The following is a 25,145-nucleotide window of genomic DNA, read 5'->3' as shown; positions in this document are numbered from 1 at the left end:
GCGCATCGCCGCGCCCGCTCTCTCTCATACGCTCCTGCAGCCGGAGCGGTTCCGTGCTCGCTGGTTCAGGACCTTTTCACCCCGGCCTGTTCGATCAGATACAGCTGCTTGTGTCCGCGACTGTCGAGTTGGTCGGCCCGCCGCTCGGCCTCCGCCCGCGTGGCGTACGCGCCCACGCGGTAGCGGTTGCCGTTGTCGTCCTGCCGGACCACCAACCACGGAAGCCGGTCACCGCCGTCGTTCACCGCGTGATTCATCACGTGCCTCCGTCCGCCGGCGCATGCGCCGACAACGCCGTCAAGGATCCCCAGGAAACCTCAGTACGCATATGCCCGACCCTACGCCTGACCTTCACGGACCGGATACGCCTTTGCACAAAGAGGCACCGATCTGGCCAAGAAGCGCAGGGGAGTTGACGCAAGAAAGGGGGGCGCATCCATGTGGATGCGCCCCCCAGAGGTCCCAACCTGCTTGCAGGGGACAGCAGTTGACGAAGCGCTCAGTTCACCGGGGCCCGTCGTGCCGAGTCACTTCACCGGCAGACGGTAGGCGACCCGGTAGCGGTCGGCAGGCACCACCAGGTCCGCCGTCTCGACCGCCCGCCCGGAGGCGAAGTACGTCCGCTCGATGGTCAGCACGACGTGCCCCGGCACGCCGCCCAGCTCGGCCAGCTCCTCCGCGAGTCCGGGCCGCGCACCGACCTCCTCCGTCACGTTGTCCACCACGACGTCGATGGCGGCCATCCGCTCGACCACTCCGCAGCCGCCCAGCGGACCCTCCTCGGGCAGCATCACCGGCGTGCGCCCGGTCACCGCGAGGGGCTCCCAGGAGGTGGAGAGCATCAGCGGCTCCCCCGCGTCCCGGAAGACGTACCGGGTGCGCATCACACGGTCGCCCGGCTCGATGCCCAGCCGGGCGGCGATCCCGCCCGGCGCGACGGTCTGCTCGCTGCGCGACTCCCAGGTCCCACGGGTGCCCTCGGCCGCCTGCTCCTGACGGAAGGGCGTGGAGGTGCCCACCGCACGGTAGGCGGAGCGGGTCACGCTCCGCGGCACCGGCCGCTCCCGCACATACGTCCCCGAACCCGAGCGCCCCTCCACCAGGCCTTCCGCCATCAGGACCTTGCGTGCCTCCAGGGCGACCGTGTCCGACACGCCGTAGACCTCGCGGATGCGGGCCTGCGAGGGAAGGCGGGTGTGCGGCGGCAGCTTTCCGTCGGCGATCTGCCTCCGGAGATCCTTCGCCACGCGCAGGTAGGCGGGCTGCTCACCGAATGTCACTGGCCACTCCCATCAGGTTGACAGACAGCAACAGCGTGGCAACCGTGGGTCGACGGACACAAGCAAAGGCCAGGGTTTCACTCGAAGTGATGATTTGCCGTTACGCAGGCATGTTTCCGCGAGTAAGGCCACGACACCCCGGGTCAGACCTCCTCACCCTGGACGTCGTCCGTCCCATCCGTACTGTCCGCCCCACCCGTGCCACCCGAATCTCCGCTGCCGGTGCCGCGGAGGGAGCCGGTGAGACGGTCGCCCGACTCGTCGCCGAAGACGCAGGTGACCCCGCGGTCGCCGAGCCGCCAGCCGCGCGGGTCCGGCATCAGGTAGTACGAGTCGACGTCGGCCGCGCCCCCGCCGGTGTAGCTCTTCTCGGCGATGGCGCAGCGCTGGTCGGCGACCTTGCTGATCTTCTCGTCGCCGGGGTACGCCTTCGCGTCCGCGAGGTCGAAGGTGCCGAACACCTCGGCGTCGTGCGGCTTGTCGCAGCCGACGACCTCCACGTCGTACGTGGTGCCCTCCAGCGACCCGTCGGGAGTGTTGAAGCACTGCCCGATCCGCAGATCCTCCACGGACCTGTTGCTGCCGCTCGCCCCCTTCCGCAGCTCGTCGCCGAGCGAGTTCAGCCCGCCGGTGAGCAGGCCGACAAGCACCAGGACGACGCTCAGCGACGACAGCACGATGCCGGTGACCGCGAGCCCCTTGCCGGAGTCGCCGCGCTTCTTGATCTGCGCCAGGGCCATGAGGCCCAGGATCAGGCCGAGCGGCGGCACGCAGCAGACGATGCCGGTCACGAGGGAAGCGACGGCCAGCCCGTTGGCGGCGGGCGGCGCGGGTGGCGGACCATAGGGGTGGGCGGCGTACGGGGGCTGCCCGTAGGAGGGCTGCGGGTACGGGGACTGGCCGTACGAGGGCTGGCCGTACGAGGGCTGGCCGGGGGCCGGAGCACCGAAGGGGGGCGCGCCGTACGCCTGGGGCGGCGGGGCGTGGGGGGCATGCGGAGCGGTCGGGTCCTGCGGGGGCTGCGCGTCCTGCGAGCTCTGCGGGGCCTGTGCGCTTTGCGGCCCGTGGGGGCGATGCGGGACGGCCGGGGCCTGCCGGATCTCGGTGTCGTGCGGGACCTGCGGGGACGGCTGCCGGGGCCGGTCCCAGGGCTGTTCCGGGGGCGGCGGGGGTATCGCCATGGATGCGGAGCTCCTCGTCGGGGCGTTGCGGGGGTGCCGCGCGCATCGTACGCGGCACGGCCGAAAGCGGTCGTGCCACTTCTCGCGCACGCGCCCGGACCGCACGACGGGGGTGCGGACGGCGGGCGCGGCAGGCGCGGGTGAGGTCGGAAAATCACCAGCCTCCGGGCCCGCGAAGTGCTCCACTGTGCCCATGACTTCTGCGATTTCCCACACATCCGGCGGCCGGGCCGCCGGTCAGCGCGAGAAGGCCGAACTTCTCCACGCCCTGCACCACATCCCCGGCTCCCCGCTCCTGCTCGCCAACGCCTGGGACGTCGCCAGCGCGCTGGTCGTCGAGGCGGCCGGAGCGAGCGCCGTGGCCACCAGCAGTGCGGGCGTCGCCTGGAGCCTGGGCGCCCCGGACGGTGACGCACTCGACCGGGAGCGGGCGCTCGAACTCGTGGCGCGGGTGGCCGACGCGGTGAAGGTACCGGTGACGGCCGACATCGAGGGCGGCCTCGCGGACACCGCGGAGGGCGTCGGCGAGACGGTCGCCGCCGTGATCGCGGCGGGCGCGGTCGGCGTCAACCTGGAGGACGGGCACCGTACGCCCATGGAGCAGGCGGGCCGCATCGCCGCCGCCCGCAGCGCCGCCGACAAGGCCGGCATTCCCCTCTACCTCAACGCCCGCATCGACACCTATCTGTTCGGCATCGGCGAGGAGTCGGGCCGGCTGGAGGAGACGATCGGCCGGATGCACGCGTACGTCGGAGCGGGCGCCAGTGGCGTCTTCGTCCCCGGCGTCACCGACCCGGAGACACTCGCGGCCCTGGTGGCGGCCGTCGACGCACCGCTGAACGTGCTGGCCGGGCCGGGGTCCCCGGCCGTCGCCGAGCTGGCCGCACTGGGCGTGGCACGGATCAGCCTGGGCGGAAAGGTGGCGGGCGCGGCATACGCGGTGGCGCGCCGGGCCACCGAGGAGCTTCTGACGTCGGGGACGTACGACTCGGTGGCGGGCGCGGTCCCGCACGACGAACTCAACGCCCTCTTCGAGAACTGACGGGCGCCTTTCCGAGGCCGGGCCCCGCCCAGGGGGACGCCCACGCGCGCCCCCGCGGGCCGGCACCTCGGGCTCGCGCGGAGGTGCCGCGGGCCGGCGGGCCGGCGCACCCGGGTCCGCGGGGATCCGCGGGCGCCTACCGCGCGCCGAACACCTGCGTCCAGCGGATGCCTCCCGAGGCGTCCGCGATGCCGATGCCGACCTCCTTGAACGCGCAGTTGAGGATGTTGGCGCGGTGCCCGGGGCTCTTCATCCAGGTGTCCATGACGGCGGCGGGGGTCGCCTGCCCTGCGGCGATGTTCTCCCCGTACGTACTCCACTTGTACCCGGCGGCGGTCACGCGTTCGCCGGGACCGTCGCCGTCGGGGCTGATGTGGTCGAAGTAGCCGCGGGCGATCATGTCCTCGGAGTGCCGCTGCGCCGCGGTGCGGAGCAGGGCGTTGCCCCTGACCGGGCCGCATCCCGCCTTCGTCCGCTCGGAGTTGACCAGGGCGATCACCTCCTGCGCGGGCCCGGCGGGCGGTGCGGGCGGTGCGGGCGGCGGGGCGGGGCGCGTGGGCTCGGCGGCGCGGGTCGGCTTGGCGGGCGGCGCGGCGGCCTCGGACTTCGTCGGGGCGGGGGTTCTGTCGGGCGTCCTGCCCGGGGTGGCGGATTTGGTGGGCGACGCGGTCGTGGGCGAGGGCACGGCACTGCTGGGCGCTCTGGATGCGGTCGCGGTCGCGTCCGTCCCCGTGCCGGACAGGACGGGCCCGCTCGTCCGGGCTGCGTCCGCGACGGAGGTTCCGGCCGCGGCGTCGTCCCCGCCGGCGAACCACTGCACTGCCCCGATCCCGCCGCCGACGACCGCCAGCACGGCGACCGCCACCACGACCTGCCGCCTTCGCTGCCGGGTCCGGCGCCGGTCGCTGCGCGAGGGGCCGTCACCGACGGCGCTGCCGCCGGGCGTGCGCTTCCCGAGGTCCCCGCCCGGCCCGTCGGCACCCGCGCCCGCGCCGACGAGCGGCTCCGTCCCGGGGGTCCGGTCGGTCGCGGGGAGGGAGGTCGCGTCCGGATACGGGGCCGTGCCCGGGTCCGCGTGGGAGTACGGGTCCGCGTGCGGGTAGGGGACCGCGGTCGGTATCGGCTGGGTGTGTGCCGCGGATGCGGCGTCCGTCGCGTACGACACGCCGTACGCGTCGTACGCCCCGGTTGCCGCTGCGGGCCCGCCCCCGTTCCGTACCGCCAGGCTCACCAGCTCCACCAGTGCCCCGGCCACCGGCACCAGCCCGAACCCCGCCAGCAGTCCCTCCGCCGGGACGAGCCCGGCGCGGTGGCCCGAGCACGTCGCACAGTCCTTCGCGTGCCGCGATATTCGCTTCCGCCACAGCGCGGACGGTGTCCCGTCCCAGGCTGCGAGCACCTCCCGCAACTGCCCGCACAGCGGCACGGCGGCCAGTGCCCGTACCACCACCCGGGCCGCCTCCAGCTGGGACTTCATCCGCTGTACGCGTACGGCGGTGTGCTCCGGCGCGAGTTCCAGCGCCGTCGCCACCTCGGCCCGGGTCAGTTCACCTGCCGCCTCCAGCCACCACAGGGACAGCAGGGCCCGGTCGTCGCCGTCCAGCCAGCGGGTCGCCTCGACGGTCTCCTTGCGCTGTCCGGTCAGACCCATCCGGACGATGGTCAGGCCGACGAAGTCGGCTCCGGGGTCGGCGGGCTCGCGCTCCCCGGGCGCGGGAAGGCCGAGGGGCTGCTCGCGGTGCCAGTGCCGCCGCACCTCGTTCATGGCGATGGCCACCAGCCAGGACCGGAAACTCTCCGGGATACGGAGGGTCGGGAGGTTGGCGAGGGCACGCAGCATGGTGTCCTGCACGACGTCGTCGACATCGGCGTGACCGTCCAGCGCACGGCCGACGATGTTGTAGACGAGAGGCAGGTAGGCGGCGACAAGGGCGTCCTGCGCCTGCGGGTCACCGCTCTGCGCCGCTACGACTGTCGCGACTCCGTGGTCCCTGGTCACGGTTTCCCGCCTCTCTCACACCTGCTCGGCCCGTACACGCGTACGTACGGCACGCACACGCATCTTGCTCCACGGAACAGGAGACCGGGGCCGGGTTCCCGGATAACAGAAACCCGTTGACGAACTTCCCCCGTCCCGCGGAGGCGGGCGATCCGGCGCATCCGGATGTGCCTGCCGGCCCTCACGGGCCTGCGGCAGGACGCACCGGGGCGGCGGACACCCGGCCCCCGCAACCGAGTCCGAGGGCATGCCAGAGCTACGGTCCGGGCGCGGGGGTCAGCCCTCCCGCTGCCCCTCCGCCAGCGCCGCGTTCAGCCGAGCCCGAGCCCCTTCGAGCCACCCCCTGCACACCTTCGCCAGCTCCTCCCCGCGCTCCCACAGGGCCAGTGACTCCTCCAGCGTCGTACCGCCCGCCTCCAGGCGTCGTACGACCTCGATCAACTCGTCCCGAGCCTGCTCGTAGCCCACCTCGGCTCCGGCACCGGCTTCTTCCGTCTTGGCCATGCGATCCACCCTATGTGCGAGGTCCGACAACGACAGTGCAGCTCACCCGCCCCCCAGCGGCCCTCCCCGCTCCCCGTCAGCCGCCCCTGTCATTCCCCCTCGTCGCGCGCCGCCGCGACCCGTACCGCGAACTCCCCCTCGAAGACCCGCGCCCGCAGTTCGTCCCCGCCCGACACGTCGTCGGGCGAACGCACCACCGCCCCGTCGCCCCGTTGCAGCACCGCGTACCCCCGTTCCAGCGTGGCGGCCGGCGAGAGCGCCACGACCCGCGCCCGGGTGTGCGACAGCTCGGAGTCGGCCCGGTCCAGCAGGTGCCCCAGCGTCCGGCGGCTCCGTGCCACCAACGCGTCCACCTCCGCCTCCCGGTCCTCGACCATCCGTTGCGGCCGCTCCATCACGGGCCTGGCCAGCGCGGAAGCGAGGCCGCGCTCCTCCCGGTCGAGGAGACCCTGCACGATCCGCAGCGCCCGGTCGCGGAGCGCCTGGACCCGGTCGAGCTCCTCGCCCACGTCCGGTACGACCTTCTTCGCGGCGTCGGTGGGCGTGGAGGCCCGTACGTCGGCGACCAGGTCCAGCAGCGGCGAGTCCGGCTCGTGCCCGATGGCCGACACGACGGGCGTACGGGCCGCCGACACCGCCCGTACCAATTGCTCGTCCGAGAACGGCAGCAGGTCCTCGACGCTGCCGCCGCCGCGCGCCACGATGATCACGTCGACGTCCGGGAGGGCGTCCAGCTCCTGCACGGCCTGAACGACCTGCGGGACCGCGTGGACGCCCTGGACGGCCACGTTGCGCACCTCGAAGCGGACGGCGGGCCACCGCCGCCGCGCGTTCTCCAGGACGTCACGCTCCGCCGCACTGGCCCGCCCTGTCACCAGCCCGACCAGCTGCGGAAGGAACGGCAGGCTCCGCTTCCGGTCGAGTGCGAAGAGGCCCTCCGCGGCCAGGGACTTCTTCAGCTGCTCCAGCCGGGCGAGCAGTTCCCCGATGCCCACCGGTTTGATCTCGCTCGCCCGCAGCGACAACTGCCCGCGCGGCGCGTACCACTCGGGCTTGGCGTGGACGACGACGCGCGCGCCCTCCGAGACGACGTCGGCCACCGCGTCGAAGACCTGCCGGTAGCAGGTCACGGCCACGGAGATGTCGTTCGACGGATCACGCAGCGTCAGGAACACCACCCCCGCGCCCGGCCGCCGTGACAACTGTGTGATCTGCCCCTCGACCCACACGGCGCCGAGCCGGTCGATCCATCCCCCGATCAACCGGGAGACCTCACCGACCGGAAGGGGCGCGTCCGCTGACGTGTTGAGAGCCATGCCCCGAGGCTAGCCCGCAGCACCGACAACGGGGCCGCTTGCCGAGGAGCACGGCCTGCCCGGCGGCGAGCCGCACGGTCTCGCGGTGCACCCGCTCGGATCGACGTGGCCGTACGCACCTCGGGCCCGGACGTCGTGGCCGACCGGTGGCCGTCCCGCCGCCCCACGCCCCGCACCCGGCCCGGCCCCGACCACCCCGCGCCCCCTCTACCGCCGAACCGCCCGCCCCCGTTGGGCGAACAGGACCACCAGCCCCACCAGGAGCCACGCCGCGCCCACCACCTGCGCCGCCCGGCTCGCCTCCACGATGACGGCGACCGCGATCAGCGCCCCCAGCACGGGGGCGACGACGTGCCGCCACCACACCGGCGCCCCCGCCTTGCGCCGAACGGCGAACCACCCGATCACCGAGGCGTGCAGCAGGACGAAGGCGGTCAGCGCACCGATGTCGACGACCGACACCAGATGGTCCATGCCGTCCCCCCGCCGGGCCGCCCACACCGCCGCCACCAGCGTCACCACGGCCGCGAGCCCGAGCGCCACCCTCGGCACCCCGGACTTCGCGTCCACCCGCGCCAGCACGCCCGGCAGCCGCCGTTCCCGTGCCATCGCGAACAGCAGCCGCCCCGCCGCCGCCTGTCCCGCCAGTGCCGCGAACGCCGCGCCGATCGCCTTGCTCACCGCCACCAGGTCGTGCAGCCACGCCCCCACTGCCCCGTCCACCGCGTCGTAGAAGGCCGTGCCCTGTTTCGACGGGTCGGCCGCCAGCTCGGCCGCCGTCACCGGCGACAGCAGCGCCACCAGGTACGTCTGTACGACGAACAGCACGCCGACCAGCGCCAGACACATCAGCACCGCGCGCGCGACCCGTGCCGAGCCTCCCGTCACCTCCTCCGCGAACGAGGCGATCGCGTCGAAGCCCAGGTAGGACAGCACCGCCACCGACACCGCGCCGAGCACCGCCGCCAGCGAGAACGCCCCCATCGACCCGTCGCCGGTCAGCGGCGACAGCCAGTCGCGCTGGGCGCCGTCCCGCAGCAGCACCACGAGTGCGGCCACCACGAAGACCAGCAGCACCGCGATCTCCAGCGCCAGCACCGCGAACCCGACCCGCGCCGCGGCCCGTACGCCCGTCATGTTCAGCGCGGTGGTCACCAGCACGGCGAGCGCCGTCCACACCCACTGCGACACCGACGGGATCAGGGCGTTCAGCGCGATGCCCGAGAACAGGTACGCCACGGCCGGGATCAGCAGGTAGTCGAGCATCGCCATCCACCCGGCGACGAACCCCGGCCCCTCGCCGAGCCCGGCGCGCGCGTAGGCGAAGACGGAACCCGCCTGCGGGACCACCCGCACCATCTGCGCGTAGCTGAAGGCGGTGAACGCCATCGCCACCGTCGCGACGACGTAGACGAGCGCGACGGCGCCGTGCGACTTGGCGTCGAGGGTGCCGAAGACACCGACCGGGGCCATGGGCGCGATGAACAGCAGGCCGTAGACGACGAGATCCCGGAACCCGAGGCTCCTCCTGAGCTGCGGCCGCCCACCGGGCCTGCGTCCACGCGGCCCAGCGGCCTCGCCTGACCCGGCGGGTCCACCGGCACCCGCGGCGTCGGCGGCCTCCGTCGCCCCTGTCGTACCGGCCGTACCTTCGGTCCCGTCAGGACTCCCCGCCATCGTTCCTCCGTACGCGAGCCGGTCAACCATCCCAGTGTTCCCCCGCGGGCGATCTTTGGCCTCCCGGACACGGCCTTACGATGGGGTGCATGACTTCCTCCCCTGCCCGCCGTGTCCTGCTTGCCGCCCCCCGTGGCTACTGCGCGGGCGTGGACCGCGCCGTCATCGCCGTCGAGAAGGCCCTTGAGCAGTACGGTGCGCCGATCTACGTCCGGCACGAGATCGTCCACAACAAGTACGTCGTGCAGACCCTGGAGAAGAAGGGCGCGATCTTCGTCGAGCAGACCGCGGAGGTCCCGGAGGGCTCCATCGTGATGTTCTCCGCGCACGGCGTCGCCCCGACCGTCCACGCCGAGGCCGCCGAGCGGAAGCTCGCCACGATCGACGCCACCTGCCCCCTGGTCACCAAGGTGCACAAGGAAGCCGTCCGGTACGCCAAGGACGACTACGACATCCTGCTGATCGGCCACGAGGGCCACGAGGAGGTCATCGGCACCTCCGGCGAGGCCCCTGACCACATCACCCTGGTCGACGGCCCACAGGACGTGGAGAACGTCACCGTGCGCGACGAGTCGAAGGTCGTCTGGCTCTCCCAGACCACCCTGTCCGTCGACGAGACGATGGAGACGGTCGACGCCCTGAAGTCCAGGTTCCCCAACCTCCTCTCCCCTCCCAGCGACGACATCTGCTACGCCACCCAGAACCGCCAGATCGCGGTCAAGAAGCTGGCCGAGGACGCCGAACTCGTCATCGTCGTGGGCTCCAAGAACTCCTCGAACTCGATCCGGATGGTCGAGGTCGCCCTGGACGCCGGAGCCCCCGCCGCCCACCTGGTCGACTTCGCTGCGGAGATCGACGAATCCTGGCTGGAGGGAGTGACGACGGTCGGCCTCACCTCGGGCGCCTCCGTACCGGACGTCCTCGTCGACGGCGTCCTGGAGTGGCTCGCCGAGCGCGGCTACGCGGACGTCGAGACGGTCAGGACGGCCGACGAGTCGATCACCTTCTCGCTGCCCAAGGAACTCCGCCGCGACCTGCGCGCGGAGGCCGCCGCCCTCGGCAGCAGGTAGCCCTCCGCAGGACTCTCCGCCCGGTTGTCGGTGGTGCGTCGTACGGTGGTGTCCATGAACGTGTTCGGAGTGGACATCGGCGGTTCCGGCATCAAGGGCGCTCCCGTGGACCTGGCGCGGGGCGACCTTGCCGAGCCGCGGCACAAGGTACTGACCCCGCACCCGGCCACGCCGGACAGCGTGATCGACGGCGTGAAGGAGGTCGTCGACCACTTCGGCTGGTCGGGGCCGGTGGGCATCACCTTCCCCGGCGTCGTCACGGACGGCGTCACCCGTACGGCCGCCAACGTCGACAAGGGCTGGGTGGACCTCAACGCCCAGTCCGTGCTCGGCGAGCGCCTCGGCATGCCGGTCACCGTGCTGAACGACGCGGACGCGGCGGGCGTCGCCGAGATGACGTTCGGGGCGGGCGCGGGCCGCCAGGGCACGGTCTTCCTCCTCACCTTCGGCACCGGCATCGGCAGTGCCCTCTTCCTCGACGGCAAGCTCGTCCCCAACACCGAACTGGGCCACCTGGAACTCCACGGCCGCGAGGCCGAGAAGCACGCCTCCACGAAGGCCAAGGAGGACGAGGACCTGAGCTGGGAGCACTGGGCGAAGCGGGTCACCAAGTACTTGGCGCACCTGGAGATGCTCTTCTCGCCGTCCCTGTTCATCATCGGCGGAGGCGTCAGCCGCAAGGCGGACAAGTTCCTGCCCCTCATCGAGGGCATCCGCGCGGAGATCGTCCCGGCCCAGCTCCAGAACAACGCGGGGATCGTGGGCGCGGCCATGGCAGCCGCCAAGCGCTAGCTCCGCCGCCCCGCCCGCCCGGTCGCGGTGCGGGGGCGGCGTGCACGGCGAACGCGGGGTTCAGGCGCCGCGCGCGGGGATCCGGGACGCTCGGTCACCGCGCAGGAGACGGCACTTTCAGGCGCGAGCGGGAAACGGCGGCGGGTAACGGCGCCCCCGTCACCGCGCGGGGAGCTGTGCTCCTCAGTCGCCGTGCGGCGGCCGCTGAGGCTGTACGCCAGGCCGCCGCCGTACCCGCGGAGGCCGTGGTGCGCCCGGCGCCTGCGACCGTGCGACGGCGGGGGCGACCGGCACGGCGGCGGAACCCTCCCGCGCCGCGGCACGCTTGCCCGCCATCTGCCGGATCTTCCGCACGCTCGCGATGAGACCGGCCACCAGCGTGCCGCCGTAGAGCCAGCCCGCGTGCACGGCGAGTGCCGTGACGACCGCCATCAGCCGGCCGCCCACCCCGTCGGACCCGCCGGCGATGGGCAGCAGCCCGCAGGCGAAGGCGATCGGCACGGCGATCGGCGCGGTGACGAGGTCCGCGGTCCGCACCCACAGCGCGGTCAGCGCACAGACCGGCAGGAAGAGCACCCCGTAGACCACCGGCGAGCCTCCGAACAACAGCCTGTCCAGACACCCCAGCACGAACATGATCACGGAGGCGAAGAGCCCTCCGCCAAGGCCGGTCAGCCGGGGATTGGGCAGCCGTCGCAGCGCCGACACCACCGGCGCGACCGGCCGCTCGGGGCGGCCGGCCCCCCGGTACACGGGCGAGGTCTCGGCGGTGACCTCCTCCACGGCGATGCGGTGCGGCCTGCGCTGCGAGGGGCGCGGGCCGCCGGGGCGGGGTCGGGTCCTGGGTTGCTCCACCGGACCAACGTAGGTCGCCGGACTCATGAATTCGCGGCTTGGACACGCGTTTTGGCCGACCTTGGGGTTGAGTTCGACGGCATACGGCCGGGGGCCGGGCGGCCGGCGCCCCCGCGGAGCCCGGCAGCGTACCCAAGCGCCGCCCCTCCTCCCGTACGACACCCCCGCACCCCGCCCGTAAACTGGGAGACCGGTCGGCCCGCCCCGGGCCGCAACCAGCTCCTCTCTCTCCGCTACGGGAAGTCGCCAACGTGTCGCTCACGATCGGAATCGTCGGCCTGCCGAATGTCGGCAAGTCGACCCTTTTCAACGCCCTGACCAAGAACGACGTGCTGGCGGCCAACTACCCGTTCGCCACCATCGAGCCGAACGTCGGCGTCGTCGGCGTCCCCGACCCCCGCCTCGCGGTCCTCGCCGGCATCTTCGACTCCCAGAAGGTCCTGCCCGCCACGGTCGACTTCGTCGACATCGCGGGTATCGTGCGCGGCGCTTCCGAGGGCGAGGGCCTGGGCAACAAGTTCCTCGCGAACATCCGCGAGTCCGACGCGATCTGCCAGGTCATCCGCGCCTTCAAGGACGAGAACGTCGTCCACGTCGACGGCAAGGTGTCCCCCAAGGACGACATCGAGACGATCAACACCGAGCTGATCCTCGCCGACCTCCAGTCCGTCGAGAAGGCGGTGCCCCGCCTCACCAAGGAGTCCCGCCTCCAGAAGGAGAAGGTCGCCGTCCTCGCCGCCGTCGAGAAGGCCAAGGCCATTCTCGAAACCGGCCAGACCCTCTTCTCCGCCGGCATCACCAAGGGCACCGAGCAGGGCGACCTCCTGCACGAGCTGCACCTGCTGACCACCAAGCCCTTCCTCTACGTCTTCAACGTCGACGAGGACGAGCTGGTCGACGAGGACTTCAAGAACGAGCAGCGCGCACTCGTCGCCCCCGCCGAAGCGATCTTCCTCAACGCCAAGATCGAGTCCGAGCTCATCGAACTCGACGACGAGGAAGCCCTGGAACTCCTCCAGTCCATGGGCCAGGAGGAGCCCGGCCTCGCCACCCTGGGCCGCGTCGGCTTCGCCACCCTCGGCCTCCAGACCTACCTCACGGCAGGCCCCAAGGAGACCCGCGCCTGGACCATCCCGAAGGGCGCCACGGCCCCGGAGGCGGCCGGTGTGATCCACACCGACTTCCAGAAGGGCTTCATCAAGGCCGAGGTCATCTCCTTCGCCGACCTGGTCGAAACCGGCTCGGTCGCCGAGGCGCGCGCCAAGGGCAAGGCCCGCATGGAGGGCAAGGAGTACGTCATGCAGGACGGGGACGTGGTGGAGTTCCGCTTCAACGTGTAGGGCACGCGTTGGCGTGGATCACGCGAACTGGTCAAGTTCGCAGGTCAGACGGGGTCGGCCCGAGTGGGGGTCGGCCCCGTTCGCGTACCCGTGGCTGGATTTCGGCTGGACGACCTGACGCTCCGTCACCTGTCGTCATGCCTGGATGTCCGTACCGGTGCTGGATCTCTGTTGTACAGCCCCGGGGCGACGGCGGACGTGCGGGAGGTTCAGGGGGCAAGCGTTCCATCCCTGACGGCCGTGATGAAGGTGGTCCATCCGCCGGCCGGGACGAGGAGCGCGGGGCCATGCGGTTCCTTGGAGTCGCGGACGGGGACGGCCCGGGGAAATCCGTCGGCGATCTCGACGCACTCGCCGCCTTCGCCGTTGCTGTAGCTGGACTTGCGCCAGGTGGCGATGACATGGCCCGGAGCCACGCCGTCGTCGAATCCGACGGTGGAGCACGGTGCGTCAGTCGGCCGTTCCCGGCTCCACGACCCACTGGCAGCGCTGCCCGGTGATGCCGACGATCATGTCGTAGTCGGCGTCATGGTGGAGGACGATTGCGCCGCTCAGCTCGGCAGTCGCGGCGACGAGCAGATCCGGGAGGGACAGCGCGCGGTGGAAGCCGCGCTCAACAGCGGCACGCTGAACCTCCAGGGCACGATCGAAGACCCGGTCGTCGCCATAGAGGTAGTCGAAGCCCCGGAGCCACGCCGCGACGGCGGGGGCCTCGCTCTTTCCACGAATGCTGTACATGAGTTCGTACTCGACGGCGGGACAGATCGCCAGCAGCCCTCGTTCGTGGAGCGGGTCGAGAGCGGCGCCAACCGGCGGCAGGTGCCAACGGGCGAGGGCCGACTTGTCGACCAGGAACGGAGCAGTCACTCAGACTGCCCTCGCGTCCCGTCCGGCGTCCGTCACCTTCGTGTTCTCGACGATCTCCCCGAAGTCGAGCTCCCCCGCTTTGACGGCGTCGATGAACTGCTGGCGGAGACGACGCTTCACGGCATCCTCCACAGCCGCACGCACGGCGGCCGCCTTGGTCTTCGTGCCGTAGATCTCCTTGGCCTGCGCAACCATCTCGTCATCCAGGTCGATCATTGTCCGGGACATGCGCGGCTCCCCTCAGAGAAACAGACGACACCAAAGGGTAGCAGTAAATGGTGTCGTTCTCGCCGGGAGCCTTGGCGCAAGGGGCGGGCAGCCGCCAGGAACGGCCGGTCGTCGACCCGTCGTTACCGGCGGCTGGATCGTGGCTGGATCCGCACCGGCGCTCCGGTGTTTCCGCAGGTCAAAAACCTGGTTCCACTGTTTCGCTGCAACGCGTTGGGCACGCGAACTGGTCAACTTCGCAGGCCAGACGGGTCGGCCCGAGTGGGGGTCGGCCCCGTTCTCGTACCCGTGGCTGTATTTCGGTTGGACGACCTGACGTCCCGTCACCTGTCCGGCCGGGACGGTGGCGGACGCGCTGGAGGTTCAGGGGGTAAGCGTTCCGCCCCTTGACGGCCCCGCGCTCCTCGTCCCGGTCGACGGATGGACCACCTTCATCACCGATCAAGACGACGGTGGACGTGTACGGCCACCTCGTCCCCGCCTGCTGGGACCGCTGCCGAACGACCGTGCAGAACGCGCTACGGCCCGACACCCCGCCCACCGCCCCCCGTGGGGCAGCCGGGACCTCCGGCTGTTCTGGGGCCCCGGGGGAATCACCCATCACATCCGTCATGAACTGTCGCGTCCACATGAGGAGGTAAACCGGTCACCACACAGGACCTCCAACCGGATCCTGTTCGATCTGAAAGCGTGAACGCAGTTCCAACGGGGGGACGAGCAAGGAGCACCTGTGTGCATTCCCTCCTGCCCTGACCAATCAGGAGACGGTATGACGCACTTGAGCCGGATCTCGCCAAACTTCGCACAAATCATCCCTCCCGCCCCTCTGGCCGGCGACGGGAGTCGGACACCGGAGCTTTCTCGGCTCACCATCGGTGCCCCCCTCACGCCGTACCGGTGGGAGGCCTTCTGTTGATCCACACCCCACGGGCCGGTCTCCCCGACGGTTCCACCCCCTACACCGTGTGGAAAGAACCAGGGCTCGCCGCCCTCCCCACCCAGGCGACATCGGCCGACGCCCCCACTGAAGGACCTGATCCGTGCTTCGGCATCCTCGGGCAGTTCAGCGAGATCCTCTGGGACGACCCGCCGGTCTCGGCCACCGCGAACCTCCGCAGCCACGTGACCCGCGTCGCGCACGGTGCTCAGGTGGTGTGCGATGACGATGCGGGTGCAGTCGAGCTCCGAGAGGTTCTCGTGCACGATGGCCTCGGTGGTCGCGTCCAGGTGGCCGGTGGCCTCGTCCAGCAGCAGGACCCTCGGCCGGTGCACGACGGCCCGGGCCAGGGCCACGCGCTGTCGTTGCCCGCCGGAGAGGCCGTTGCCGCCCTCACCCAGGATCGTCTCGTACCCCATCGGCATGTGCGTGATGTCCTCGTGGACGGCCGCGAGGCGGGCCGCCGCGACGACATCGTCCAGGGTGGCGTCGGGCATGACCAGCGCAATGTTGGTCAGCACCGAGCCGCTGAAGATGTCCGCGTCCTGGGTGACGACACCGCACTGGCGGCGCAAATGACCGAGGTCGAGTTCGGTCAGCGGGGTGGAGCCGTAGGTGACCTCCCCGCCCGTCGGGTCGTGGAGCCCGAGGATGAGCCGGGCCAAGGTCGACTTACTTACCCGAACCGCTGCTGCCGACGATGGCGATCTTCTCGCCCGGCCGGACGGTGAGGGAGATGCCGGGCAGGGCCTCCGGTCCGTCCCCGGAGTAGCTGAAGCTGACGTCGGTGAGGGTGATCGGCTCGTTCAGGTCCACCTTCTCAGCGCCCTGCCCCAGGGACTCCGGGGGCTCGTTCAGCACGTCGCGCAGCCTGTCGAGGTGGACCCGGATGGTCTGGAACGTCTCGATGCTGCGGCCCGGTTGGGCCACCGGGGCGAGGGCGGCCACGAGGTCGACGACGGCCGAACCGAGAACCGCCCTCGTCACCCACCCGCGGGCCCTCTGCCCGCGCTGCACGCCCATCGGGAGCCCACCTCGTCCCGGAACGCCGCTCACCTGCGCAGTCTCGTTGCAGGTCCCGCCGGTGCGCCATGGATCTCTCCGCCCCGGCACTTGGGGCCAGTCCGCAGCACACCCATGAACGGCCGTCGGAGATCAGCCGGGGGCGGCTCCTCCAGGGGAGGATCTGCTCAACGCCGGTTCCCCGTCCCCCCGATCAGTGCCGTGGCGGCGCAGCACGCCGTCAGGGCGATGGCCGCTGCCGCTGTCGCTCCCCAGCGGTCGAGTACGGCTCCGGCCACGGGGTTGGCCACCGCGGAGGCGGCGGTGGTCGTGGCGGCGATCCAGCCGAAGGCCTCGGCACGGTGTGCGTCGCCCGCGAAGTCGGCGACGCTGTCGTAGAGGGCGGCGAGGGCGGGCGGGATGACGGTGCCGCCGAGGGCGAGGGCCGCGGCGACGGTCCAGGCGGTGCCGCCGCCGAGCCGTTCGGAGAGGGCGGGAAGCAGCAGGGCGACACCGACGGTGACGAGGACGAGGCGGCGCCACAGTACGGCCGCGCCGGTGAGCCAGAACGTGGCGGCGAGACCGCCGGCGGCCGAGGCGATGGCCCACACGCCGGTGAGGAGGCCGCCGAGTTCGGGCGCCCCGCGGGAGTGCGACCAGGAGATCAGGACGAAGTCGACGACCGAGAAGCCGGCGATGAGGACGGTGACGGCGGCGATCGCGCGTACCGCCGCCGGGTTGCGCAGCAGCGAGCTGCGCCCGGGCGGGGTCTCGCCGTCCGGCGCGGTGACGGGAATACGCACGGGGGGCGCGTCGACACCGGCGCGGCGTACGGCGCGCGCGAGGCCGAGCCCGCCGAGTGCGGCGAGCGCTCCGCAGACGGCGACGGAGGCGCGCGCGCCGACGAGGGCGATGCACAGGGACGCGGCTCCGGGGCCGGTGACCAGGACGAGTTCGTTGACGGTGGCCTGGAGGTTGTACGCGCGCTGCCGCAGGGTGCCCGCGGCGAGCTGGGCCACCTTGCAGCGCGAGACCTGGGTGGACGGTGGGCAGGCCAGGCCGACGACGAAGGCGACACCGGCCAGCGTCTGCCATCCGGCTGCCTCGGGTACGGCGGCGAGGCCGACGAGTCCCGCCCCGTACAGCAAGGAGGTCCAGACGAGGATGCGGGCGGCGGGGCGGCGGTCGACGGTACGGCCGCGGATCGGTCCCGTGATGCCCTGGCCGAGGACGAGTGCCCCGGTGACCAGGCCGGCGGTGGCGTAGGAGCCGGTGTTGTCGGCCGCGACGACGAGGAGCGCGACGAGGGTCGCCGACAGGTGGAGGCGGCCGACGAGGCTCCAGCCCAGCAGGGACAGCAGGGCCGGGGCCCCGGCGAGCTCCTTGAGGGGGCTCGCCGGGCGCTCCGGTACGGGCGTGGGGGCCGCGGCGGTCATGACCGCAGGGCGCCGCGCCTGCGGTGCCAGTCGGTGACCGCCTCGCACCAGGCGTCGAGTTCGGCGCCGAACAGCGCCGCGTAGTGGGCGACGAACTCCTCGCCGAGGAGGCGGGCCGGCAGCTTGGACGTGGAGAAACGTTCCAGCGCTTGCCAGGGGGTGGTGGCGAGGTGGTCGAGCGTCTCCCCGGCGGGCGGTGCCGGAAGGTCGTCCTCGATGCCCGACAGCCCGGCGGCCAGCAGCGCCGCGACGGCGAGGTGCGGCTGTGCGTCGGCGCCCGGGAAGCGGCATTCCAGGCGCAGCGACGGCCCGCTCCCGACGAGGCGTACGGCGGCCGTGCGGTCGTCGGCGCCCCAGCGGACCCGGGTGGGCGCGAAGTCCCCGGTGCGCAGCCGGACGTAGGAGTTGGTGGTGGGCGCCCAGATCGGGGTGAGGTCGGCGGCGGCGCGCAGCACCCCGGCGAGGAACGAGCCCAGCAGGCGGCTCGGACACCGCGGGTCGGTGCCGTCGGCGCCGAGGTTGTCGCCCTCCGGGCTGTTGAGGGAGAGGTGGACGTGGCACGAGCTGCCCTGTCCCGGTCCTTCGGCGGCGAGGTAGGAGGCCTGGACGGAGTGCCGGGCCGCCGTCTGCCGGACGAGGGTCTGCTGGATCATGGCGTCGTCGCAGGCCGCCAGTGCGTCGCGGTGCCGCAGGACGATCTCGTACTGTCCCGGGTGGCATTCGGCGCGTGCGGACTCCACGCCGAGGGCCGCCTCGCGGAGGGTGGCGCGCACGTCGCGCAGCAGCGGGGCGAGGGGTTCGGTGCCGCCGAGCGCGTAGTCGATGCCGTGCGCGGTGAGCGGTGTTCCGTCCGCACGGTAGAAGGTGACTTCGTGTTCGAGGCCGACGGAGGGGACGATGCCGAGTTCCTCGGCCGCCGTCAGCTGCGTGCGCAGGGCGGTGCGCGGGGCGACGTCGACGGGGGAACCGTCGGGCCAGGCCGCGTCGCAGACCACGTACCAGCTGCCGTCCTCGCCGGGCTGGGGCGTGAGGGTGGCCGGGTCGGGGTGGAGGACGAGATCGCCGTACGCGTCGTAGTAGCGCTGGAGTTCGGGGGCGGCCACGGTGCCGCGCTCGACGGTCCAGGCGTAGAGGTAGGTGCACGCGCCGTAGCCGTTGTCGAGTACCGAGTCGAGGGCGAATCCGCCGTCGAGGTCGACGGCAGCGAATCGGCCGTGCGGGTCCGGTGCGAGCAGGGTGAGCCGGTCCGGCGCCCGGCCGGCGAGTGCCGCACGTATGCGGTCGGCGGCCCGGCTGCGGTCGGCGAGGGTCCTGGGGCCGGCCGGCCGCTGCCAGAAGGCAGCGGCCGGCTGCTGGGCGTCGTTCACCAGGCGCCCTCCGGATCCGGTGCGGAGAGCGGGTTGGGGACGCGGCCGAAGCGGACGTCGAACTCCTCGTCGCGGTCGACTCGTTCGAAGCCCTCGCCCGCGAGGTGCTCGCGGTTCAGGCAGACGCGCTCGACGTCCGGGGCGAACAGGTCCAGGTCCGGGTAGCGCTTGGCGTCCTCGGGGAAGCGGTCGGCGTACGCGCGGATGACGGTGCGGACCTGCTCCCACATCTCGGCGCGCGGGTAGCCGAAGTCGTCGTGGGCGATCTCGGCGAGGAAGCGGATCTGGCCGGAGAAGACGGACGAGAACAGCGACTGGGCCATCAGCGGGGCGGGCCAGCGCAGCATGTCCTTGCGGGCCTCCTCAGCCAGCGTGTCGTGGACGGGCAGGTCGGCGTCGACGAGGTCCACGCCCTGCGCGAAGTCCTTGATCATGACGCGGAGGGGGCGGCCGTCCGGGTCGGTGATGAGGACGAGGTTCTGGCTGTGCGGGCAGTAGGCGACGCCGTAGCGGTACAGCCAGTGCAGCAGCGGGGTGAGGATGAGGTCGTACAGCTTGCCGAACCACTCCTGCGGGGACATGCCCGAGGTGGTGATCAGGTGCGCGACGACACTCCGGCCGTCGTGGTCGCGGTACGGGAGGGTGGCGAGCGAGATGGCCCGCTCGTTCTCGCCGACCCGGGTGCGCAGCGGCTCGCGCCACAGCACGCCGAGCGTCTCGTGGAAGCGGTAGGGCAGCTCTTCGAGCGAGCCGAAGAGCGGGTGGGTGACGGAGACGGCGGCGACCTCGCCGAGGAGGTCGAAGCGGTACTCGTCGCGCAGCAGCGCGTCGCTCTCGTGGATCGACAGCAACCACTCCGTGACGGCGGGTCCGGCGAGCGTGGCGGCGGAGTTGAGCCCCCGGTAGACGAGGGTGTTCCGCACGGAGCAGGCCGTCTTGACGTCACGCCGGGTGGGGTGTGTGACGTTCGCGAGGGTGCGCACGGTCTGGTGGGGCACGTAGGTGTCGGCCGAGTCACCGAGGAGCACGATGCGGCCGGTGGCTATCTCGGCGGCGTAGAGAGTGCCGACGATCTCGTCCCACTGCCAGGGGTGGATGGGCATCCAGACGTAGTCGGCCAGGTCCGCGCCGGTCGCCGCGAGACGCTCGGCGAACTCCTGGCGGGTCGCTTCGCCGAGCTCCTCCGCGAGCAGCGTCTGCTCGTCGAGACCGGCGACGGAGCGGAAGCTGGCGAGGTCGCGGTGGACGGCGGTCCAGCGGACGGCGAAGGGGTTGCGTGCCTCGGGGGCGAGGCGGGCCCGGTCGGCGGCGGAGAAGCCGACGCGGCCCTTGTTGACGACGATGCGGGGGTGGCCGGTGAGGTGGCCGTCGGCGAGGTCGTACGGGAGGGCCGCCAGCTCGGCCGCCGTGATGGGCCGCTCCAGGCGCATCGCCTCGTTGGCCACGGTGGCGGTGAGCTCGCTGAGTACGTCGGCGAGGCGCATGCCGCTGAGGCCCAGGACGGTACGGGCGTCCGTGACCAGGATGCGCGGGTCGTCGGCCGGGGCGTGCCCGTCCGCGGTGTGGCGGGTGGCGGAGCCGGGGGTGACGACCCAGCAGCGGAAGGCGCCGTGACGGGCCCGGAAGCGGTAGGTGACGTCACCGGGCAGGTCGAGACGCCAGGCGGGGTCGGCGCCTTCGGTGACCGGGCCGGTGTCGGCGACCGGCTCGAAGAGGTACTCGTAGGAGAGTTCTCCGAGCATCTTCTCGGTGATCAGGCTTCCGGCCCGCTTCCAGGCGGCGGCCTGCGGTGATGTCTGCACGGTCACGAACGTCCTCCGACGGTGGTGCTTGCGGTGAGCTGGTGGTCGCGGCCCCCGGCGGAGGTGCCGCCGAGGCCGAAGGTGGTGAAGGCGGTGCGCCGGGGCAGCGGGTAGGTGTCCCGGCCGGTGAGGGCGTTGAGGATGACGGCGCTGCGCCAGGCGGCGAGGCCCAGGTCGGGGGCGCCGACGCCGTGGGTGTGGCGTTCGGCGTTCTGCACGAAGACGGAGCCGGTGACGCTGCTGTCGAGGACCAGGCGCTGGTGCTCGTCGACCTGGTGGCGTCCGGCGCTGTCGTGGGCGATGTACTTCGCCAGCGGGGAGAGCAGCGCGTCGACGGGCCGCTCGCGGTAGCCGGTGGCCAGGACGACGGCGTCGGTGGTCAGGTGGGCGCGGGTGTCCTGCTCGCCGTGCTCCACGGCCAGTTCGATGCGTCCGCCGACGCGGGAGCCGCCCTGGACCGCGACGCCGGGCGTCAGCGTGACGTCGGGCCAGCCTCCGTCGACGGTGCGCCGGTAGAGCTCGTCGTGGATGTCACCGAGCGTCTCCTCGCTGACGCCCTTGTAGAGCTGCCACTGCGCGGGCAGCAGCCGGTCGCGGGTCTCCTCGGGCAGGCCGTGGAAGTAGCGGGTGTAGTCCGGGGTGAACTGCTCCAGGCCGATCTTCGAGTACTCCATCGGCGCGAACGCCGGGGTGCGGGCGAGCCAGGTAAGCCCCTCCGCGCCGCGCGGCCGGGCCCGCAGCAGGTCGAGCAGGACCTCGGCCCCGGACTGGCCGGAGCCCACGACGGTGACGTGGCGTGCGGCGAGCAGCCGGTCGCGCTGGGCCAGGTAGTCGGCCGAGTGCAGGACCAGTGCGCCGGGGTCGGCCGCCAGCTCGCGCAGCGGCTCGGGGATGTGCGGCGCCGTACCGACGCCGAGGGCCAGGTGGCGGGCGTACGTGCGGCCCACGGCCTCGGCGTCGCCCGCCGCGTCGAGTCGGGTGAAGTCCACTTCGAACGCACCGAGTTCGGCGTCCCAGCGGACGGTGTCCACCTGGTGGCCGAAGTGGCAGGAGGCCAGTTGCCCGCTGACCCAGCGGAGGTAGGCGTCGTACTCGGCCCGGTCGATGTGGAACTTCTCGGCGAAGTAGAACGGGAACATCCGCTCGCCGGTCTTGATGTAGTTGAGGAAGGACCAGGGGCTGGTCGGCTCGACGAGGCTCACCAGGTCGGCCAGGAACGGGACTTGGAGGGTCGCGCCTTCGATGAGCAGGCCGGGGTGCCAGCGGAAGGAGGGCCGCTGTTCGAGGAAGGCCGAGGTCAGGCCGGGCACCCCGTCGGCGAGGGCGGCCAGGGACAGGTTGAACGGCCCGGTGCCCACCCCCAGCAGGTCCAGGGGTGCGGTCTCGGCTCCGGGGATCATCTGGGTCCTCCGTGGGGACGTAGGGGGGCGGCCTGGCCGGGGAACGTCTGCCGGTGGGTGCCGTGGCCGCCGGCGTCCCGGCTGTCGGGCGTCGGGCCGACGGCGACGTTCCGCAGCAGGGGTTCGAGGTCGGCCGGCCGGGTCCGGGGGTGGAGCAGGGTGGCCTTGAGCCACAGGCGGGGTGTGCCGTCCGCGTCCTCGGCGACCGCCCGTCCGAGCACGGCCTGTCCGTCGAGCAGGAGGCGCCGGCGGATGCCCGCGACGAGCGCGTCGCCGTCCTCGTCCGGCAGCGCGTCGGCGGCGACCGGCCTGAAGAGCACCGTGCTGATGCCGATGTCGCCGGGGCGGCGGCGCAGCGCGGGGTCGGCGTCGATGCGGCGCGCCAGGTGCCCGGCGGTGTCGACGCAGTGCTCGACGAGAGCGCCGAGTCCGTCGCGGCCGAGGGCGCGCAGTGTGGCGGCGATCTTCAGCGCGTCGGGGCGGCGCGAGGTGCGGATGGACCGGCCCAGCAGGTCGGGCATTCCGGCCTCGGTGTCGTCGTCCGCGTTGAGGTAGTCGGCGGTCAGCGACAGCGGCCGGAGCGTGTCGGTGTCGGCGACCGCGAGGACGCCTGCGGCGACCGGTTGCCAGCCGAGCTTGTGCAGGTCGAAGGTGACCGACACGGCGGACTCGATGCCGTCCAGCCGGGGAGCGAGCCTGTCGCTGAACAGCAGAGGCCCGCCGTAGGCCGCGTCCACGTGCAGCTCGGCGCCGTGCGAGGCGGCGACCTGGGCCAGTTCCGGCAGCGGGTCGATCAGTCCTTCGTCGGTGGTGCCGGCGGTGGCCACCACGAGGGCGGGGGTGCCGGCGAGGCCGACCAGCGCCCGGTCCAGGGCCGCGGGCACCATGCGTCCGGCCCGGCACTCGACGGTGACCGGTGCGGGCAGGCCGAGGATCCAGGCGGCGCGGGCGATGCTGTGGTGGGCGTTGGTGCCACAGAGCACCTGCACGGGCCGTGCGCCCCTCGCGCGGGCGCGTTCCCGGGCCAGCAGCAGGGCCACCAGGTTGGACTCGGTGCCGCCGCTCGTGATCAGGGCGTCGGGTGCGGCCGCCCCGGGGTAGACCAGCGCGGCCAGTGCGGCGGTGGTCCGCTCCTCGACGACGGCGGCGGCGGGCGCCTGGTCCCAGGAGTCCATCGAGGGGTTGAGCGCGGAGGCGGCCAGGTCGGCGGCGGCCGCGACGGCGAGCGGCGGGCAGTGCAGGTGGGCGACGCAGGCGGGGTCGGCGGGGTCGGCGGCACCCTCGGCGACGGCGCGGACGAGCCCGTACAGGGCCGCCTCGGCGCCCACGCCCCGTTCGGGCAGCAGCGGGGTGCACACGGCCAGGACCCGCTCGGTCACCGCTTCCGGGCCGCCGGGCGGCAGCGGTCCGCCGCGTGCGGCGGCCCCGTCCGCGAGCGCGCCGAGCACGACGGTGGTCAACGACCGCAGGGCACCGGGCCCTTCGGTGCCGCCGGCGACCGCGGTGGAGAGGCGGTCCGCGGCCTGCTGACGGGCGGTGGCGTGGCCGTCCGGGGTGAACAGGCCCGCCGGGGAGTGGCCGTCCGGGGTGAGGTCCTCCGTGCCGTGCTGGGCCGCGGTGGCGTAGCCGTCCGTGCCGTGGCGGTCCTTGGCGTGCTGGTCGACGGTGGTCCGTCCGGGAGTGGTCATGCGGCGTGCTCCGTGTCGCGCAGGGCGTCGGCGATGCGCGCCAGTACCGAGTCGGCCTCGATGTCGCTGAGGATCAGCGGCGGCAGCAGCCGCAGCACGGTGTCGTCGCGACCGCCGAGCTCCAGGATCAGACCGTGGTCGAGGCAGGCGGCGCGCAGGGCCTTCGCGAGGGCCGGGTGCGGGGGGAGGGATCCCAGGCGGTCGGGTGCGCCGTCCGGGTCGACGAGTTCGACGCCGATCATGAGGCCGCGGCCCCGGACCTCGCCGAACACGGGGTGGTCGGCGGCCAGTTCGCGCAGTCCTTGCCGCAGGCGTTCGCCCAATTTCTCGGCGCGTTCGGTCAACTGCTGCTCGGCGACGGTCCGCAGGGTGATCTCTCCGGCCACCATGGCGAGGGTGTTGCCGCGGAACGTGCCGGTGTGGGCGCCGGGCTGCCAGGTGTCCAGATCCGAGCGGTAGGCGATCAGCGCGAGCGGCAGGCCGCCGCCCACCGCCTTGGACGTGACGAGCACGTCAGGGGTCACGCCGGCCCGTTCGCAGGCCCAGAAGTGCCCGGTGCGGCCGACGCCGGTCTGCACCTCGTCGACGATCAGGAGCACGCCGTGCGCGGCGGTGATCCGGCGGACTTCGCGCAGCCAGGCGTCGGGGCCTTCGACGACGCCGCCTTCGCCCTGGACGACCTCCAGGATCACCGCGGCGGGCTTGTCGACCCCGCTGCTCGGGTCGGTGATCAGGCTCTCCAGCAGCCGGGCCGAGAGCACCCCGGCCTGTTCCGCGCCGACGCCGAACGGACAGCGGTAGCCGTACGGGTAGGGCAGGCGGGTGACGGCCTGGGAGTCCGCGGGGCCGCCCGCGCGCATCCCCTCGGGGCCGGACACGGAGGCCGCGCCGAGCGTCATGCCGTGGTACGCGCCGGTGAAGGCGACGACGCCGCGCCGACCGGTCGCCTGGCGGGCGAGCTTCAGCGCCGCCTCGACGGCGTCGGTCCCGGCCGGGCTGCAGAAGTGCAGCCGGGCATCGTCGCGCAGCTCGCCGGGGAGGCGGCCGAGCAACTCGGTGCTGAACGTGTCCTTCTGCGGCGTGATCATGTCCAGGCTGTGCAGCAGGGCGCCGGAGCCGAGGGTCGACTGGAGGGCCGCGACGACCTCGGGGTGGTTGTGCCCGAGGGCGAGCGTGCCGGCGCCCGAGAGGCAGTCGAGGTAGGTGCGTCCGTCGACGCCCGTGACGACGGCTCCGGCTGCCTTGGCCGGCGCCACGGGCAGGTTGCGGGCATAGGTGCGAGCAGAGGACTCCCGCCGTGCCTGGCGGTCGAGAAGTGTGGCGCGCAGCATGGCAGTCGTGCCCTTCGTCGTATGCGGAACG

The 25,145-nt window shown here is 72.6% G+C and carries 23 protein-coding genes; 4 read left to right on the top strand and 19 right to left on the bottom strand.

What is annotated here, in order from left to right; genetic code table 11:
• Nucleotides 1-65: 65 nt before the first annotated feature.
• The 3 genes from HNQ79_RS08520 to HNQ79_RS08510 all read right to left on the bottom strand — a co-directional run bounded on the left by HNQ79_RS08520 (nt 66) and on the right by HNQ79_RS08510 (nt 2,461).
• A complete protein-coding gene (locus HNQ79_RS08520; RefSeq protein ID WP_185028803.1) occupies nt 66-245 on the bottom strand; it encodes an SPOR domain-containing protein in 180 nt (59 codons plus the stop codon).
• Between the two features lie 282 nt (nt 246-527).
• Nucleotides 528-1,280 (bottom strand): GntR family transcriptional regulator, encoded by a 753-nt coding sequence (locus tag HNQ79_RS08515; RefSeq protein ID WP_185028597.1) that lies wholly within the window; start codon nt 1,278-1,280, stop codon nt 528-530.
• 143 nt (nt 1,281-1,423) lie between these two features.
• A complete protein-coding gene (locus HNQ79_RS08510) occupies nt 1,424-2,461 on the bottom strand; it encodes a DUF4190 domain-containing protein (RefSeq protein WP_185028595.1) in 1,038 nt (345 codons plus the stop codon).
• 193 nt (nt 2,462-2,654) lie between these two features.
• On the opposite strand from HNQ79_RS08510, the gene HNQ79_RS08505 reads away from it, so the two are divergent.
• Nucleotides 2,655-3,503 (top strand): isocitrate lyase/PEP mutase family protein, encoded by an 849-nt coding sequence (locus HNQ79_RS08505; RefSeq protein ID WP_185028593.1) that lies wholly within the window; start codon nt 2,655-2,657, stop codon nt 3,501-3,503.
• Nucleotides 3,504-3,639: 136 nt separating this feature from the next.
• Here the strand turns inward: HNQ79_RS08505 and HNQ79_RS08500 are convergent, their stop codons facing one another.
• The 4 genes from HNQ79_RS08500 to HNQ79_RS08485 all read right to left on the bottom strand — a co-directional run bounded on the left by HNQ79_RS08500 (nt 3,640) and on the right by HNQ79_RS08485 (nt 9,029).
• Nucleotides 3,640-5,502 carry a sigma-70 family RNA polymerase sigma factor gene (locus HNQ79_RS08500; RefSeq protein WP_185028590.1) on the bottom strand — a complete coding sequence of 621 codons (1,863 nt, stop codon included), beginning with the start codon at nt 5,500-5,502 and terminating at the stop codon, nt 3,640-3,642.
• A 276-nt stretch (nt 5,503-5,778) separates the two neighbouring features.
• Entirely contained in the window at nt 5,779-6,006 is a 228-nt protein-coding gene (locus HNQ79_RS08495; protein WP_185028589.1) for an exodeoxyribonuclease VII small subunit, read from the bottom strand.
• 89 nt (nt 6,007-6,095) lie between these two features.
• Nucleotides 6,096-7,322 carry an exodeoxyribonuclease VII large subunit gene (gene xseA / locus HNQ79_RS08490; RefSeq protein WP_185028586.1) on the bottom strand — a complete coding sequence of 409 codons (1,227 nt, stop codon included), beginning with the start codon at nt 7,320-7,322 and terminating at the stop codon, nt 6,096-6,098.
• 207 nt (nt 7,323-7,529) lie between these two features.
• A complete protein-coding gene (locus HNQ79_RS08485; RefSeq protein ID WP_260421531.1) occupies nt 7,530-9,029 on the bottom strand; it encodes an APC family permease in 1,500 nt (499 codons plus the stop codon).
• A 50-nt stretch (nt 9,030-9,079) separates the two neighbouring features.
• Here HNQ79_RS08485 and HNQ79_RS08480 point away from each other — a divergent pair, with 50 nt between their 5' ends.
• Complete coding sequence (locus tag HNQ79_RS08480) at nt 9,080-10,069, top strand: 4-hydroxy-3-methylbut-2-enyl diphosphate reductase (RefSeq protein WP_185028582.1); 990 nt, start codon at nt 9,080-9,082, stop codon at nt 10,067-10,069.
• A 54-nt stretch (nt 10,070-10,123) separates the two neighbouring features.
• Nucleotides 10,124-10,861 carry a polyphosphate--glucose phosphotransferase gene (gene ppgK / locus HNQ79_RS08475; RefSeq protein WP_185028581.1) on the top strand — a complete coding sequence of 246 codons (738 nt, stop codon included), beginning with the start codon at nt 10,124-10,126 and terminating at the stop codon, nt 10,859-10,861.
• 183 nt (nt 10,862-11,044) lie between these two features.
• Here ppgK and HNQ79_RS08470 read toward each other — a convergent pair whose 3' ends face one another.
• On the bottom strand, nt 11,045-11,716 hold the full coding sequence (locus tag HNQ79_RS08470) for a DUF6542 domain-containing protein (RefSeq protein ID WP_373312504.1): 672 nt from the start codon (nt 11,714-11,716) through the stop codon (nt 11,045-11,047).
• A gap of 251 nt (nt 11,717-11,967) precedes the next feature.
• Between HNQ79_RS08470 and ychF the strand changes: the two genes are divergently transcribed.
• Complete coding sequence (gene ychF, locus HNQ79_RS08465; RefSeq protein WP_185028579.1) at nt 11,968-13,056, top strand: redox-regulated ATPase YchF; 1,089 nt, start codon at nt 11,968-11,970, stop codon at nt 13,054-13,056.
• Between the two features lie 209 nt (nt 13,057-13,265).
• Here the strand turns inward: ychF and HNQ79_RS08460 are convergent, their stop codons facing one another.
• From HNQ79_RS08460 to HNQ79_RS08415, 11 genes are all read right to left on the bottom strand, one after another.
• Nucleotides 13,266-13,472: a DUF397 domain-containing protein gene (locus HNQ79_RS08460; RefSeq protein ID WP_185028577.1), complete on the bottom strand. Its 207-nt coding sequence runs from the start codon at nt 13,470-13,472 to the stop codon at nt 13,266-13,268.
• Between the two features lie 34 nt (nt 13,473-13,506).
• Complete coding sequence (locus HNQ79_RS08455; protein ID WP_185028575.1) at nt 13,507-13,923, bottom strand: PIN domain nuclease; 417 nt, start codon at nt 13,921-13,923, stop codon at nt 13,507-13,509.
• Nucleotides 13,924-14,151 (bottom strand): type II toxin-antitoxin system VapB family antitoxin, encoded by a 228-nt coding sequence (locus tag HNQ79_RS08450; protein ID WP_185028573.1) that lies wholly within the window; start codon nt 14,149-14,151, stop codon nt 13,924-13,926. It abuts the gene before it with no gap.
• Nucleotides 14,152-14,760: 609 nt separating this feature from the next.
• A complete protein-coding gene (locus HNQ79_RS33545; protein ID WP_229923315.1) occupies nt 14,761-15,753 on the bottom strand; it encodes an ATP-binding cassette domain-containing protein in 993 nt (330 codons plus the stop codon).
• A gap of 7 nt (nt 15,754-15,760) precedes the next feature.
• Complete coding sequence (locus HNQ79_RS33540) at nt 15,761-16,111, bottom strand: hypothetical protein (protein ID WP_229923316.1); 351 nt, start codon at nt 16,109-16,111, stop codon at nt 15,761-15,763.
• 167 nt (nt 16,112-16,278) lie between these two features.
• Entirely contained in the window at nt 16,279-17,526 is a 1,248-nt protein-coding gene (locus tag HNQ79_RS08440; protein ID WP_185028571.1) for an MFS transporter, read from the bottom strand.
• Nucleotides 17,523-18,893, bottom strand: a complete 1,371-nt coding sequence (locus HNQ79_RS08435) for a type I glutamate--ammonia ligase (RefSeq protein WP_185028569.1) — start codon at nt 18,891-18,893, stop codon at nt 17,523-17,525. The genes HNQ79_RS08440 and HNQ79_RS08435 overlap by 4 nt, the downstream gene beginning before the upstream one ends.
• Entirely contained in the window at nt 18,890-20,701 is a 1,812-nt protein-coding gene (locus HNQ79_RS08430; protein WP_221507460.1) for an IucA/IucC family protein, read from the bottom strand. Before HNQ79_RS08430 ends, HNQ79_RS08435 begins: the two co-directional genes overlap by 4 nt.
• Nucleotides 20,698-22,095, bottom strand: coding sequence for a lysine N(6)-hydroxylase/L-ornithine N(5)-oxygenase family protein (locus HNQ79_RS08425; protein WP_185028567.1), 1,398 nt, complete (start codon nt 22,093-22,095; stop codon nt 20,698-20,700). Before HNQ79_RS08425 ends, HNQ79_RS08430 begins: the two co-directional genes overlap by 4 nt.
• Nucleotides 22,092-23,783, bottom strand: a complete 1,692-nt coding sequence (locus HNQ79_RS08420) for a pyridoxal phosphate-dependent decarboxylase family protein (RefSeq protein WP_185028565.1) — start codon at nt 23,781-23,783, stop codon at nt 22,092-22,094. The genes HNQ79_RS08425 and HNQ79_RS08420 overlap by 4 nt, the downstream gene beginning before the upstream one ends.
• Nucleotides 23,780-25,114, bottom strand: a complete 1,335-nt coding sequence (locus HNQ79_RS08415; RefSeq protein ID WP_185028563.1) for a diaminobutyrate--2-oxoglutarate transaminase family protein — start codon at nt 25,112-25,114, stop codon at nt 23,780-23,782. The genes HNQ79_RS08420 and HNQ79_RS08415 overlap by 4 nt, the downstream gene beginning before the upstream one ends.
• Nucleotides 25,115-25,145: the final 31 nt, after the last annotated feature.

This window comes from Streptomyces candidus, assembly GCF_014207445.1.
Classification (GTDB): Bacteria; Actinomycetota; Actinomycetes; order Streptomycetales; family Streptomycetaceae; genus Streptomyces; species Streptomyces candidus.
This window is presented reverse-complemented; position numbering and strand designations above follow the sequence as displayed.

What these genes read in the sequence shown, in the direction of transcription:
- HNQ79_RS08505 (WP_185028593.1), top strand. Translation starts at nt 2,655, where the DNA reads ATGACTTCTGCGATTTCCCACACATCCGGCGGCCGGGCCGCCGGTCAG.
- HNQ79_RS08450 (WP_185028573.1), bottom strand. Translation starts at nt 14,151, where the DNA reads ATGTCCCGGACAATGATCGACCTGGATGACGAGATGGTTGCGCAGGCC.
- HNQ79_RS08485 (WP_260421531.1), bottom strand. Translation starts at nt 9,029, where the DNA reads ATGGTTGACCGGCTCGCGTACGGAGGAACGATGGCGGGGAGTCCTGAC.
- HNQ79_RS08510 (WP_185028595.1), bottom strand. Translation starts at nt 2,461, where the DNA reads ATGGCGATACCCCCGCCGCCCCCGGAACAGCCCTGGGACCGGCCCCGG.
- HNQ79_RS08480 (WP_185028582.1), top strand. Translation starts at nt 9,080, where the DNA reads ATGGGGTGCATGACTTCCTCCCCTGCCCGCCGTGTCCTGCTTGCCGCC.
- HNQ79_RS08440 (WP_185028571.1), bottom strand. Translation starts at nt 17,526, where the DNA reads ATGACCGCCGCGGCCCCCACGCCCGTACCGGAGCGCCCGGCGAGCCCC.
- HNQ79_RS08425 (WP_185028567.1), bottom strand. Translation starts at nt 22,095, where the DNA reads ATGATCCCCGGAGCCGAGACCGCACCCCTGGACCTGCTGGGGGTGGGC.
- ppgK (WP_185028581.1), top strand. Translation starts at nt 10,124, where the DNA reads ATGAACGTGTTCGGAGTGGACATCGGCGGTTCCGGCATCAAGGGCGCT.
- HNQ79_RS33540 (WP_229923316.1), bottom strand. Translation starts at nt 16,111, where the DNA reads ATGGGCGTGCAGCGCGGGCAGAGGGCCCGCGGGTGGGTGACGAGGGCG.
- HNQ79_RS08495 (WP_185028589.1), bottom strand. Translation starts at nt 6,006, where the DNA reads ATGGCCAAGACGGAAGAAGCCGGTGCCGGAGCCGAGGTGGGCTACGAG.
- xseA (WP_185028586.1), bottom strand. Translation starts at nt 7,322, where the DNA reads ATGGCTCTCAACACGTCAGCGGACGCGCCCCTTCCGGTCGGTGAGGTC.
- HNQ79_RS08415 (WP_185028563.1), bottom strand. Translation starts at nt 25,114, where the DNA reads ATGCTGCGCGCCACACTTCTCGACCGCCAGGCACGGCGGGAGTCCTCT.
- HNQ79_RS08420 (WP_185028565.1), bottom strand. Translation starts at nt 23,783, where the DNA reads ATGACCACTCCCGGACGGACCACCGTCGACCAGCACGCCAAGGACCGC.